The organism is Parasynechococcus sp. (assembly GCF_045559935.1).
Classification (GTDB): domain Bacteria; phylum Cyanobacteriota; class Cyanobacteriia; order PCC-6307; family Cyanobiaceae; genus Parasynechococcus.
Map to the genome: position 1 here is coordinate 122,759 of NZ_JBJLJL010000002.1, position 12,049 is coordinate 134,807.

At 57.3% G+C, this 12,049-nt stretch carries 14 protein-coding genes and 1 tRNA gene; 7 read left to right on the forward strand and 8 right to left on the reverse strand.

Annotation, left to right across the window (positions count from 1 at the left end; genetic code table 11):
• The first annotated feature begins 24 nt into the window (after window positions 1–24).
• Window positions 25–774 carry a hydroxyacylglutathione hydrolase gene (gene gloB / locus ACJ0G7_RS01205; protein WP_407394832.1) on the forward strand — a complete coding sequence of 250 codons (750 nt, stop codon included), beginning with the start codon at window positions 25–27 and terminating at the stop codon, window positions 772–774.
• Here gloB and ACJ0G7_RS01210 read toward each other — a convergent pair.
• Window positions 695–1,858, reverse strand: coding sequence for an ABC transporter ATP-binding protein (locus ACJ0G7_RS01210; protein ID WP_052378103.1), 1,164 nt, complete (start codon window positions 1,856–1,858; stop codon window positions 695–697). The genes gloB and ACJ0G7_RS01210 overlap by 80 nt on opposite strands.
• A gap of 14 nt (window positions 1,859–1,872) precedes the next feature.
• On the opposite strand from ACJ0G7_RS01210, the gene ACJ0G7_RS01215 reads away from it, so the two are divergent.
• The 3 genes from ACJ0G7_RS01215 to ACJ0G7_RS01225 all read left to right on the forward strand — a co-directional run bounded on the left by ACJ0G7_RS01215 (window position 1,873) and on the right by ACJ0G7_RS01225 (window position 3,094).
• Window positions 1,873–2,280: a Rid family detoxifying hydrolase gene (locus ACJ0G7_RS01215; protein ID WP_043690451.1), complete on the forward strand. Its 408-nt coding sequence runs from the start codon at window positions 1,873–1,875 to the stop codon at window positions 2,278–2,280.
• A 61-nt stretch (window positions 2,281–2,341) separates the two neighbouring features.
• Entirely contained in the window at window positions 2,342–2,824 is a 483-nt protein-coding gene (locus ACJ0G7_RS01220) for a hypothetical protein (RefSeq protein ID WP_407394834.1), read from the forward strand.
• 42 nt (window positions 2,825–2,866) lie between these two features.
• Complete coding sequence (locus ACJ0G7_RS01225) at window positions 2,867–3,094, forward strand: DUF3136 domain-containing protein (RefSeq protein WP_043690446.1); 228 nt, start codon at window positions 2,867–2,869, stop codon at window positions 3,092–3,094.
• A 298-nt stretch (window positions 3,095–3,392) separates the two neighbouring features.
• Here ACJ0G7_RS01225 and ACJ0G7_RS01230 read toward each other — a convergent pair whose 3' ends face one another.
• The 6 genes from ACJ0G7_RS01230 to ftsH form a co-directional block, all read right to left on the reverse strand.
• Window positions 3,393–3,581 carry a hypothetical protein gene (locus tag ACJ0G7_RS01230; RefSeq protein ID WP_043690443.1) on the reverse strand — a complete coding sequence of 63 codons (189 nt, stop codon included), beginning with the start codon at window positions 3,579–3,581 and terminating at the stop codon, window positions 3,393–3,395.
• Between the two features lie 13 nt (window positions 3,582–3,594).
• On the reverse strand, window positions 3,595–3,756 hold the full coding sequence (locus tag ACJ0G7_RS01235) for a hypothetical protein (RefSeq protein WP_407394836.1): 162 nt from the start codon (window positions 3,754–3,756) through the stop codon (window positions 3,595–3,597).
• Window positions 3,757–3,888: 132 nt separating this feature from the next.
• Window positions 3,889–3,961, reverse strand: a tRNA-Ala gene (locus ACJ0G7_RS01240).
• A gap of 65 nt (window positions 3,962–4,026) precedes the next feature.
• Window positions 4,027–4,650, reverse strand: a complete 624-nt coding sequence (gene lexA / locus ACJ0G7_RS01245) for a transcriptional repressor LexA (RefSeq protein WP_043696312.1) — start codon at window positions 4,648–4,650, stop codon at window positions 4,027–4,029.
• A 63-nt stretch (window positions 4,651–4,713) separates the two neighbouring features.
• Window positions 4,714–5,661: an ornithine carbamoyltransferase gene (gene argF, locus ACJ0G7_RS01250; protein WP_407394838.1), complete on the reverse strand. Its 948-nt coding sequence runs from the start codon at window positions 5,659–5,661 to the stop codon at window positions 4,714–4,716.
• 45 nt (window positions 5,662–5,706) lie between these two features.
• Window positions 5,707–7,581 carry an ATP-dependent zinc metalloprotease FtsH gene (gene ftsH, locus ACJ0G7_RS01255; protein ID WP_407394839.1) on the reverse strand — a complete coding sequence of 625 codons (1,875 nt, stop codon included), beginning with the start codon at window positions 7,579–7,581 and terminating at the stop codon, window positions 5,707–5,709.
• An 85-nt stretch (window positions 7,582–7,666) separates the two neighbouring features.
• Here ftsH and ACJ0G7_RS01260 point away from each other — a divergent pair, with 85 nt between their 5' ends.
• Genes ACJ0G7_RS01260 through ACJ0G7_RS01270 form a run of 3 tightly spaced genes read left to right on the forward strand, consistent with a single transcriptional unit; the run spans window position 7,667 to window position 9,047 of the window.
• Window positions 7,667–8,293 (forward strand): SOS response-associated peptidase, encoded by a 627-nt coding sequence (locus tag ACJ0G7_RS01260; RefSeq protein WP_407394841.1) that lies wholly within the window; start codon window positions 7,667–7,669, stop codon window positions 8,291–8,293.
• A gap of 43 nt (window positions 8,294–8,336) precedes the next feature.
• On the forward strand, window positions 8,337–8,885 hold the full coding sequence (locus ACJ0G7_RS01265; RefSeq protein ID WP_407394843.1) for a two pore domain potassium channel family protein: 549 nt from the start codon (window positions 8,337–8,339) through the stop codon (window positions 8,883–8,885).
• Between the two features lie 3 nt (window positions 8,886–8,888).
• Window positions 8,889–9,047 (forward strand): ion channel, encoded by a 159-nt coding sequence (locus ACJ0G7_RS01270; protein WP_407394848.1) that lies wholly within the window; start codon window positions 8,889–8,891, stop codon window positions 9,045–9,047.
• Window positions 9,048–9,051: 4 nt separating this feature from the next.
• Here ACJ0G7_RS01270 and ACJ0G7_RS01275 read toward each other — a convergent pair.
• Window positions 9,052–12,049: bluetail domain-containing putative surface protein (locus ACJ0G7_RS01275; protein WP_407394845.1), on the reverse strand; the 2,998-nt coding region annotated here is incomplete at its 5' end.

Here is a 12,049-nt window from a genome sequence, read left to right on the forward strand (position 1 = left end):
GGGATACAAGGCTGGACTTTAACGATGCGTTCCGCGCTTCATGCCCTGCCGGTGCTGCAGGACAACATCATCTGGATCTGGGAGCGCGACGGGAACGCCGTGGTGGTGGATCCAGCGGTGGCCGAACCCGTTCAGGTCTGGCTGGAGCAGAGGGATCTGACGCTGGTGGCGGTGTTGCAGACCCATCACCATGCCGACCACATCGGCGGAACTCCAGCGCTGCTGGAGCGGTGGCCGACGGCAGATGTGATCGCCGCAGCGTCTGACAGGACACGGATCCCCTTCCAGACCATCTCCGTTGCGGACGGGGATGCGGTGCCATTGCTCGGGCGCCAGCTGCAGGTGCTCGATGTGGCGGCCCACACCGCCAATCACATCGCCTTCCTGCTGCCAGAAGAGGAGGACCCGGATCTCGGCCCCGTCCTGTTCTGCGGGGACACCCTGTTCTCAGCGGGTTGCGGACGACTGATGGAAGGAACGCCGGCGGACATGCACCGGGCGATGCAGCGGCTGGCTGGCCTGCCGGACCGCACCAAGGTCTGCTGCGCCCATGAATACACGGAAGCGAATCTGCACTGGGCTTTGCAGCATCGGCCCAACGATGAAGCGATCGCCAGCCGCTATCGGGACGTGGTGGCCCTGCGCCGGAGGGGAGAGCTGAGCCTGCCGAGCTCGATCGGGGCCGAGCGGCGCATCAACCTTTTTCTGCAGGCCGAGTCCGCGGAACAGCTCGCTGAGTTGCGTCATCACAAGGATCACTGGCGCGCACCCTGATCCGATGGGGAAAGAGGATGGCTGTGGCCTCCGGCCGGAACGTCAGCCGGCAGCGCGTTCCACGAGGAACATCCTGATCCAGGGGAACACTCAGCCGCAGATGCAGGTCACCGGCCTGAATGCGGTACTGCCAGGCCTGACCCAGAAACTCACGCCCCATCACACAGGGTTCGGCCTCCGGGTCCACCTCCAGCGCGATCGCACCAGGATCCACCAGCACCGTTGAGCGGTCCGGGAGAGGGTCGATCGGCATGTCGTCAACCGGCTCGAGCAGGCCGAGATCGCAGCGAAGCCGGCCATCCGTCTCCTGATCCACCGGCAGCAGATTGCCCTGAAGCACGAAGCGACCAACAAAAGGTGTCGCCGGGTCCTGCACCAGGGATCGTGGACTGGCGCACTGATGCAGAACGCCATCCCGCATCACGGCGACCCGGTCGCAGATCGCCAGCGCTTCGCCGGGATCGTGGGTGACCAGCAGGCCGCTGGCACCGCAGAGGCGCAGCACGGTGGAGAGCTCACTGCGAAGCCGCAGACGCACCTCCACATCGAGATTGGAGAACGGTTCGTCGAGAAGCACCACCTGCGGAGCCGGGGCGAGGGCCCTCGCCAGGGCGAGGCGCTGGCGCTGTCCTCCGGACAACTGATGGGGGTAACGCTGCTGCAGACCCTCCAGACCGAGAAGATCCAGAAGCCAGCTGGCCCTGCTGTCGTCCTGACCGGGGCGAAGACCGAAACAGGCGTTCTGCCAGGCGGTGAGATGGGGGAAGAGGGCGTAGTCCTGAAAGACCATGCCCACACCCCTGCGCTCGGGGGGAAGCCAGCGCCCCTCTCCGGCGACGGGCCGATTCTGCAGATGCACGCTGCCTCTGGACGGTGTCTCGAAGCCGGCGATCAGGCGCAGCAGGGTGGTCTTGCCACATCCAGAGGGCCCCAGCAGGCCGATCAGCTCTCCTTCGGAGAGCTGCAGATCCACCCCTCTCAACGTCCAGGACTCCGCCGAATCGCCGTAGCGATGCCAGAGACCGCGCAATTCAACGGGACTCGAAGCAGGCGACAACAGCAGAACGCGATGATCAGCCTTCATTCTGCGATCCGGCCATGACCGCCCAAGCCATCACCACCGCAGCGGCCCCTGCTCCGGTCGGGCCCTACAACCAGGCCGTCCTGGCCGGAGGATGGCTCTACTGCTCCGGTCAGATCCCCCTCGATCCCGACACGGGGGCCATGGTGGGAGATGGGGATGTGGCGGCTGAAACCCGTCAGGTGCTTCGCAACCTGAATGCTGTGCTCGCGGCAGCCGGAGCCACACCGGCCCAGGTGGTGCGCACCACCGTGTTCCTCGCGGATCTGGCTGATTTCCAGACTGTCAACGCCCTTTACGCCGAGGTGTTCGGTGAAGGGATCAGCCCGGCCAGAGCCTGCGTGCAGGTGGCGGCGCTCCCGAAGGGAGCCAGGGTTGAGATCGACTGCATCGCCTGGCTTGGTGGGGATTCACAGACCCTGTGATCGAGCTGACCCGTTTCCGCGGCGAAATCCCTTAAGAGAACCAGCGGCAACTGAGGCAGATGTGGTCACCCTCTCAACCCCCGCCTTTGCACCTCCGGAGAATCTGGACAGCCGTTCGATGGAACGACTGGCCTTGCGTGAGCAAGCGACCGAATCCCTGCGGAACAACGGCTGGCGACTGCTCTACACGGGGCTGACGCCACTGCGTGCCAGCGTCACGCTGCTGGACCCCAGTGAAAGCCTGCAGATCAGCCTTCAGATCCCGCTCACCGACGACGTTGAGGACTGGGATCTGTGGATCGAAGCCTGCAACCGGCAACTGAGCGTGCCGCTGCGTCAGTGGCTGGAGGAACAGGGGGTTGAACAGAGCACGCTCAGCAGGATGAGCGGATCCTCCAACGGCACAGCAGAGCCCCTCAGGCTCAGCAACATGCTGCAGGTGGCCCGCTGGCTGCAGGGGCCGATTGATCAGATCGAACAGCTCGCTGAACAGAACCAGTGCCAGGTGGTGCTTCACCTGGCAGGGCTGGGTCCGAACAGCTGACCCGTGACCACATAGGTTGATGAGACAGCCGATTCGGATCCCATGCCTCAGGCGAAGCTGACGATCGGGGAGCTTGAGGCGGGATATCCGATGTATTGCAAGGCACTCAGAAGGCTGCTGCAGCAGGGGAAATCACCGAAAGACATTGAAAGAACGGTCTGCTGGGGGCATCTCGAAACCCTGAACCGCTGTCTGCCGACCCGTTACAAGTCCCCGTCCTATCTGCTTGCCTTGATCCGCCGGGACCTGGAGAAAGCAGCCGCCAACTGAACGGGGCACGGAAGGCAGGCGTGCTTCGGGGCAAGCACGATTGGACAAGGCAAAAATCACCCATTCGGGGGATGTTTTCGGGCCAACGTCTCAGGGATGGTGAAAGAAGACGCTCAGCCCTGATGACGGTCATCAACAGTTTGCTCGGGGATTTTGGACGCGTCGCCATGGCTGCTGCTGTCGGAGCAGCCGCAGCAGCTGGGGTGATGCTGGCAGCGCAATCCTCGTCATCGACGCGCTCAGACCTGTTGAGGGGAGCCTTGGATCGGAACCCGCAAACCCCCCGGAGCTTGGTCAATCAATCGATGCAGAACGAATTCTCCAGAAGGCAACGAAACAACTGATCCTTCATGTGAAAGAGAAACTGCTGTTCCTCTGGATCCCCGCCACTCCAGTTGGTGAGGGCATCTGAAGTTGTTTTGTAAGCAAGCTGGAGACCGTGGAGATCCATGTGGATCGATGCCACGTAATCAGTGGTGTCATCCATGTCGTCCAAAGGATCAGGATTTGTCGGCGATCGCCCAGGCGGTAGCTGCCTTCTGCTTGAAATAGAGATCGATCAACTGCTGCGTGAGACCTTTCAACTCAGCCAGATCAGTGGCCCGGTGCACGACTCCCTGAAGACGCTGCTTCTCGAACTGCTGGTGGAGAGGAATTTCCATCCAAGAGACTGGCAACTGAACAAACTGTAAAAAGTCGTAACAGCGCCTGTTGTAGTGATTCCTACCTATTAAGGAAGCCTGACAGAGGGCTGTCCGCGGACGCGACAACTCACCCCTGCAGTTGATCAAAAATGGAGCCAAGGAGACTCGAACTCCTGACCCCCTGCATGCCATGCAGGTGCTCTACCAGCTGAGCTATGGCCCCGTGAACGTCATCCGAGCCCGAGGGCTTAACCGGTTGACGTAGCCAAGCTTACACCGCAGCCAGCTTCAGACCTGACGCCACACAGCCACCAGGCGCCCCTGCACCTCGACCTGCTCAGCTGGCAGCTCGATCGGCTCGTAGGCAGGATTGGCCGCCTCCAGCATCACCATGCCGCCCTGGCGATGAAAGTGCTTCAGCGTGGTGCCGCTGCCAGCCACCAGGGCACTCACCACGGTTCCATTGCGCAGGCGCTGAGGATCCGGCACGGGCTCCATCAGCACCACATCACCGTCGGCAATGTGGGCATCCACCATCGAATCACCATTCACCGTGAGAGCGAACAGGCCACGGGTCTCGAGCACAGGCGCGAGATCAAGTCGGTCCTGCACGTCATCGAACGCGGTGACAAGCCCACCGGCCGCAACGGCACCGAGCACCGGGATGCCGGCCTGAGTCGCCAGATCCCCGAGCAACTGAAGGGTGCGCGCCTGACCCTCCTGCCACGTGATCCATCCCTTCTGCTGCAGATGGCGCAACCGGCTCTGAACAGGAGCCGGGGAACGCAGTCCCATGGCCTGCATCATCTGACGAATGGACGGACTGTGGCGATGGGTGGTGATGTAGTCCGCCAGCCAGTCGTAGAGCTCCTGCTGGGCTGAGGTCAAAGGCTCGGGAGTCGCGCTGGCCACCAGAGGGAAGAGGCGTGTCAATACATTTGTACCGGTGAACCCCGTCGGTTGCAATGCAGCCGGTCAGAGACCTCCCATCACAGCGGCCAGCAGGGCCTGCTGAACGTGCAGACGGTTTTCGGCCTGATCGAAGATGCGACTGGCAGGCCCCTCCATCACCTCAGCACTGATCTCCTCACCACGGTGCGCCGGCAGGCAGTGCAGCACGATCGCCCCCGTGGCGGCCTGATCCATCAGGGCCTGATCAACACAGAAGCCGGCGAAAGCCTGCTCCCGCTCAGCCTGCTCCTGCTCCTGCCCCATGGAGGCCCACACATCGGTGTAAACGGCCTGAGCTCCAGCCACGGCCATGCCTGGATCGGTCAACACGTCGATCTTGGCGCCGTGCTGCGCCAGGTTGCGCGCCTGATCCAGCACGCCAGGCAACGGCTCGAAGCCATCAGGACAACCGATCCTGACGTTCACCCCAAGCAGGGCCCCGCAGAGCATCAGAGAGTGAGCCACGTTGTTGCCATCGCCGATGTACGCGAGGGTCTGACCGACCAGATCACCGTGCTCCTCCTGCATGGTGAGGAAGTCAGCAAGGGCCTGGCAGGGATGTTCGAGGTCGGTGAGGGCATTGAGAACCGGAACCGTGGCCCAGTGCGCGTAATCGACAATCTCCTGCTGGGAGAAGGTGCGCACTGCCAGCACATCGCAGTAGCGGCTGAGCACCCTTGCGGTGTCCTGCAGGGGTTCCCCGCGCCCCAACTGGGTCACACTCGGGTTCAGATCAACGGTCTGACCGCCGAGACGCGCCATCGCCACCTGGAAACTCACCCTGGTGCGGGTGGAAGCCTTGCTGAAGATCAACCCGAGAACCCTGTTTCCCAGATCGATCCGGCGAGCACCGCTCTTCAGCTGGCGAGCGAGGTCCAGGAGACCCTGGGTCTCATCAGCGGAACAGTCCGCTGATGAGAGGTAATCACGCTGACCCAGCGATGTGAGAACAGCGGCGACGCCGGAAGCCATAAGAGCGCTTCAAAGGTGTTTTATCGGAGATGAACGGCCTGCCCGTCAAGCACGGACAGCTTCGGGCAGTTCACTGGCCTCCAGCATCTGCTTGAGATCGTCGCCCTCGATGACCTCTTTCTCAAGGATCTTCTGGGCAATGGTCTCCAGCAGGGCCATGTTCTGGCGCAGGATCGCCAGGGCGTCGTCGTGAGCCTTGTCGACCAGGCCGCGCACCTCCTTGTCGATCGCCTGAGCCGTGGCGTCGCTGACGGAACGGCGCGGATTGTTGTTTCCACCGAGGAAGCGGCCACCACCCTGTTTGTCGTAGGCCAGAGGGCCGAGCGTGTCGCTCATGCCGTAGGTGCCCACCATCTGCTCAGCCAGGTCGGTCGCCCGCTGAAGGTCGTTGGCAGCCCCGGTGGTGATCTTGCCGAACACGATCTCCTCGGCGGATCGTCCTCCGAGGAGGGTGGCGATCTGTCCCTGAAGTTCCTCCTTGGAATTGAGGAAGCGCTCCTCCGTCGGCAGCTGCAGGGTGTACCCAAGGGCACTCATGCCGCGGGGCACGATCGAGATCTTGGCGACCTTGCTGCCACCGGGCATCAGATGGCCAACGATGGCGTGACCGACTTCGTGATAAGCCACGACCTTTTTCTCGTCGTCCTGCAGCACACGGCTTTTCTTTTCAAGACCGGCCACAACGCGCTCGATCGCTTCTCCGAGATCCTGTTGTTCAACCTTCGTGCGGTAGTTGCGGGCGGCAAGAAGGGCAGCTTCGTTCACGAGATTGGCTAGGTCGGCTCCAGCAAAACCGCTGGTGGCCTGAGCCACGCTGTCGAGGTCGACAGCATCCGCAAGCTTCACCTTCTTGGCATAGATCTCGAGGATGGTCTTGCGGCCAGACAGATCGGGACGATCCACCAACACCTGTCGATCAAAGCGTCCGGGTCGCAACAGCGCAGCATCCAGCACTTCAGGCTGGTTGGTGGCCGCCAGAACAATCACCGGCTTGTCCTGCGCGGTGAAGCCATCCATTTCGGTGAGCAGCTGATTGAGGGTCTGCTCACGCTCGTCATTACCTCCGACAACACCCATGGAGCCGGATCGACTTTTACCGATGGCATCCAGCTCATCGATGAAGATGATGCAGGGAGCTTTTTTCTTGGCCTCCTCGAAAAGATCGCGAACACGGGCGGCACCGGCACCAACGAACAATTCAACAAACTCAGAGCCGGAGATGATGAAGAACGGCACACCGGCTTCGCCTGCAACCGCCTTGGACAGCAGCGTCTTGCCGGTTCCTGGGGGGCCGACGAGCAGAACACCCTTGGGAATGCGAGCACCGATCTCTGCATAGCGCTCGGGCGTTTTGAGAAAATCAACGATCTCAGTCAGCTCCTGTTTGGCCTCATCCACACCGGCCACATCAGCGAACGTGACCCTTGATTCCTCATCAGGAACGTAGACCTTCGCCTTGCTTTTGGTGAAACTGAGTGCACCCTGGGCACCGCCGCCCATCGAACGACGCGCGAAAAACTGAAGCACAAGGATGAAGATCAGCGGAGGCACCACCCAACTGAGGATCGTGGTGAAGATATTGGGTTTCTTGGGCGGGGCAGCCGCAAATTCAACCCCCTTCGACTCCAGACGCTGGGGCAGATCCATGTCGAAGATCGGCGTTGTCGCCAGCACGGGGGGCGCACCCTCCTCCGGAGCGGACAACTCGTAGCGGATCTGGTCCTGGGTGATGTAGGCACGTTTCACAGCCCCGTCATTCACCTGATCAATGAACAGGGAATAGGGCACCCTTGGAACCTGCTGAATGCCGTTGCTGGGGATGAAGCTGCTGAACAACAGCAGGACCCCGAAACCGATGAGCACCAGATTGATGATGCCGAATCGACGGTTCGGTCGGTTGTCGTCCTGTCGGATCGGCATGGCTCAAGCCCAGACTCCTGCCACGCTACGAGGGGTAAGCGACGCCTTACGGGGGGGAAGACCGAACGATGCGTAACGTGAGCTGATGTGCGGGCGATTCAGTCTCAATACACAGCTCGAGGAGCTGAGCCGTCGCCTGAAACCATGGCTCACTCGGATCGACGACCCGTGGCTTGAGCACTACGCACCTCGTGCCCAGATCCGCCCGGGAGAACCGGTGCTCGTGCTGTATCGGGAGCATGGCCAGGAACGGCTGGGGCACATGCTGTGGGGGCTTCTTCCCAGCTGGGTAAAGGATCCCTCACAGGGTCCGCGACCCTTCAACGCCCGGGCCGAAACGCTGTCTGATAAGGCCTCCTTCCGCGGTCCATGGCGTCACCACCGTTGTCTGCTACTAGCCAGTGCATTTCTGGAGAAGGGCGAACGCGTGGAGCGCAACGACGGTCGTCCGTTCTGGCTGGCAGGCCTCTGGGATCGCTGGATGGGACCTGATGGGAGTGAACTGGACAGCTGCTGCGTGATCACCACACAACCAAATCAGTTGCTGAAGTCACTCCACGACAGGATGCCAGTGGTGATCCCTGATGGTTTGGAAGGGGTTTGGCTTGAAGCCGGTGATCACAATCACCGGAAGGCTCTGGAACCGATGTTGACACCCTGGGACGGAACGAACTGGAAAAGGGATGGCGAGAGGCAGCTGCCCTTGTTCTGAGTCAGCGCAATACGCAGCATGTCAGAAGAGATGGAAGGCCCAGGTGAACAGCAGAGACCTGAGAAGCAGTCAGGGGGGGCATCAATACAAGTGGCTGCTGCTGAGCACAATCGCGGTGATGACAGGCATGGCCGTGCCGGAACCGATTGACACGACACACATCAGCTATTCAGTGGTGGCAGTTCTGCTCACGCAGGTGATGCTGAGGAATGAGCAGGCACCCCGTTTGGCGGAGCTGATCTACAGAGGGCTGGGAGGGCTAGCCGTGATCAGCCTCTGGATCTGGTTGCTCACACCAGCGGCAAGGATCTACAGCGGTGTACCGATCGCCATGAGCTGGAGCGTGCTGGTCGGATGGAGCACCGTTCGGCTCATCCGTCGGCTGGCCAGAGAGCCACACGTGGATGGAAATGTGTTGATGGGAGCAACAGCTGGATATCTGCACATTGGCCTGACGGCTGCGCTGGTGATGAGCGCCGTGGAAACAATCCAACCAGGGAGCTTCACAACATCCGAACATCTCGCCATCACACCCGAGAGTGTTCAGAACGCAGCCAGTGCATTCTCAGAGGTGAACTACTTTGCATTCTGATGTCTGACAACCGTTGGCTTCGGAGACATCAGCCCGGCCCTGCCACTCTCAAGAATGCTGAGTGTGGCGACGAGTGTTATTGGGCCCTTGTACATAGCAGCCGTCATGGGAATATTAATTGGGCGCTATTCAAATTGCCTCAGAGAAGAAAGCAAACCCTAGACACCTAGATCACGAGTAGATCAGACAACTCTCCGACATAACCAGTGACATCGATGATCGCATCGGTGTCAGAGGAGAAGCCAGGAACGCTGTTGTTCAAGGCGAGTAAGGTTCGCATGCCGACATAGCCATCGATAACTGTGAAGAAAGCAGCACTGCCAGATGGGAAGCGGGCTGAATCAAGATGCTCTCGCAAGGAATCAGAATCAAGGCCAGGAGCAATGCCAGTAACAAAGATTTGATCGGAAGAAACAGGGTCAGGAGCATCAATACGGTCAACTGACATATCAAAGTCTGTAATTACGTCATAGGCAGAAAGACGTGAATCGGTGTAACGCTCATACAGAAAAGTATCAACGCCTGGAAGCCCTGTCAGAACATCAGAGCCACCCCTACCAGCAAGTACATTGTCAGAGCTGGTTCCAATCAAGCGATTGTCAGCAACATTACCAAACCCATTCACAGCATCTTCGCCAGTGAGATAAAGAGTATCAAGAGAATCTGGCAGAACGATCGATTGCGAGGATGTGATCGACTCAAGCAGATCGTTGACATGAACAACGATCTCACCTTCAGAGATTAAACCGCTGGCATCGGTAGCTCGAACAACGAAAGAATAAGATGATTGAGCTTCAAAATCGGGTGAGATGTCAAGTAGAAGCTGATCACCCGAAAGGGTGAACAGAGAGGCATCAACGACATTATCGGCATCGGCATCGGCATCGGCATCGGCATCAGCATCGGCTACAGCAAGCCGAGGCATCAAGATTTCCAAGGAAACATCAGCAAGATTTTCTGGATCGGAAGAACGAATGGTACCCACGACTGAACCAGGGGGAACATTCTCATCAACAGAAGACGATGTGAGCACAGGTACCGACGGAGGCTCATCGATATCGGTGACACCAAGCTCAAATCGTTCAACAATAGAATGACCATACTGGTCAGTCGAACGAATTCTGAGATTCAAACTGGAGTCAGTTTCAAAATCAATAGGATCACTGCTGATCAAGGAATCCCCGGAAATTGCAAACAGATCATTATCCTGCGCGCCAAAGCCATCATCAAAGGTATAAGTAAACTGGTCATCAACATCGGGATCCGAAGTCGAGAAGGTTAATATAGGAATTCCAGCAGGAAGATTCTCCTTGAACTCAGAAGCACTCATGGAAATAGACTCCGGCGGATGATTCAAGGCAAATTCGATATCCTGCTGAACAGATGCCCCATCGAAATCAGAGGAAATGACACTGACTGTATAAGAGGACTGTTCAGCAAGATCAACAGAAGGCTGCAGCTTTAACTTATTGCCGAGGAGGAAGAAGGAATCATTATCGAGAACACCATCAGCCAGTGAGTAGCGATGGAAATCACGAAGATCATCATCCGAGGTCGAAAATTCAGCAACAGTGGATCTGGACTCCGCAGTGCTGCTGAGGAATTGCGTAGAAGAAGTGATTGTATGCGGTGCATCGTTGAGATCAACAACGGAAATTTCAAACGATTGCTCGACACTTGAAAGACGACGATCAGCAGCACGCAAGCGAATATTGAAGGATGACTGGGATTCAAAGTCAGGACTCTGCTTTACAAGTAGTTGATCGCCTGAAACATTGAACAAGTGATTGTCATCATCGCCTTCACCAGAAATCAAGGAGAAGGAAAGGGAATCGCTGAGATCAGGATCCTGAGCATCGATAACCGCAACGCTTGTCTTAGCAGGAACATTTTCATCAATTGTGTCTACTGAGATAGACAGATCAAAGGGAGCTTCGTTGATATCAGGAACAAAGAGATCAAATGAACGCTCAAGCTTAGTGCCGGAAGAATCGAGAGACTGGAGACGTACTGTATAGTCAGTCCTCTGCTCATGATCGGAGTAAAAGTTAATCAACAATTGATCATCGGATACCAAGAACAATTGATTGTCATTCGACCCATCGCCAGAAACCAATGAATAGGAAACATCGCCAGCAACATCATTGGTTGTAGAAAGAGTGGCGATAGAACTTAGGGGATACAATCCTTCTGAAATTTGAGTCGAAGAAAGAGAAACAGTTGGAACGACTGAAAGCGAAATATCTTGTACAAAACTAGCTCCAGAGGAATCAATCACCTCAAGAGACAAATTATACGAAGAGTCAATCAGAGTGCGTGCATCAGTATCCAGGAAAAGACGATCCTCAACCAAAGTAAAGACGCCATCAACAGGTTCGCCACCAGCAGTCACTGAAAGCAGGGAGAACGAAAGAGAATCGTTGGTATCTTGATCAAAGCCTGTGAGAGATGCAACAAGCTGATCGGCAAGGGCATCCTGCGGGATATCAGATGTTGAAATTAAAATGGAAGAGGGCGGATCATTGCTATCTGAAACAGAAAACTCAAATTCGCGTTCAACAAGGAAACCTGATGAATCTTCTGCTATAAGTTTAACGCGGTGAAGTTGCTGCGTCTCAAAGTCAAGCGACTCAAGCAAAACCAGACGATTGCCATCAACTGCAAAAGAAGAACTGGAGGATAAGGTAATGTCGAAGGTAATATCAGATAACGATTCGCCGCTAGAGATCGATAACTCAGCCACCGATGCCCCAATCGGGAGGGCTTCAGAAAATTGCTCTGACGAGGCAAGAATCGTTGATGGCAACTGGAAAGTAAGATTCTGTTCAAAGGCCGCGCCGTAAGAGTCTGTAGCCCGCAGACGAATCGATAAAGAAGAACGATCAAGAGAATCAACAGGCGCCGAAAGCAGGAGTTTGGTGCCGGATATCGTGAAGAGATTGTTATCAGAATCACCCACACCTTTAACCAATTCGATACTAACGGAATCATCCTGATCAGGATCAAGAACGTGCAACCAGGCAACAAGATCACCAACATTCGTTGATCTGGGAATTACAGAGCCGGAAGAACTGATCAGATAAGGAGGATCATTGATTACAATCGGTACCTCCACAACATCTTGCACTGAAAGTTCAAAGCGCTTAACAACAGAAAGGCCATTC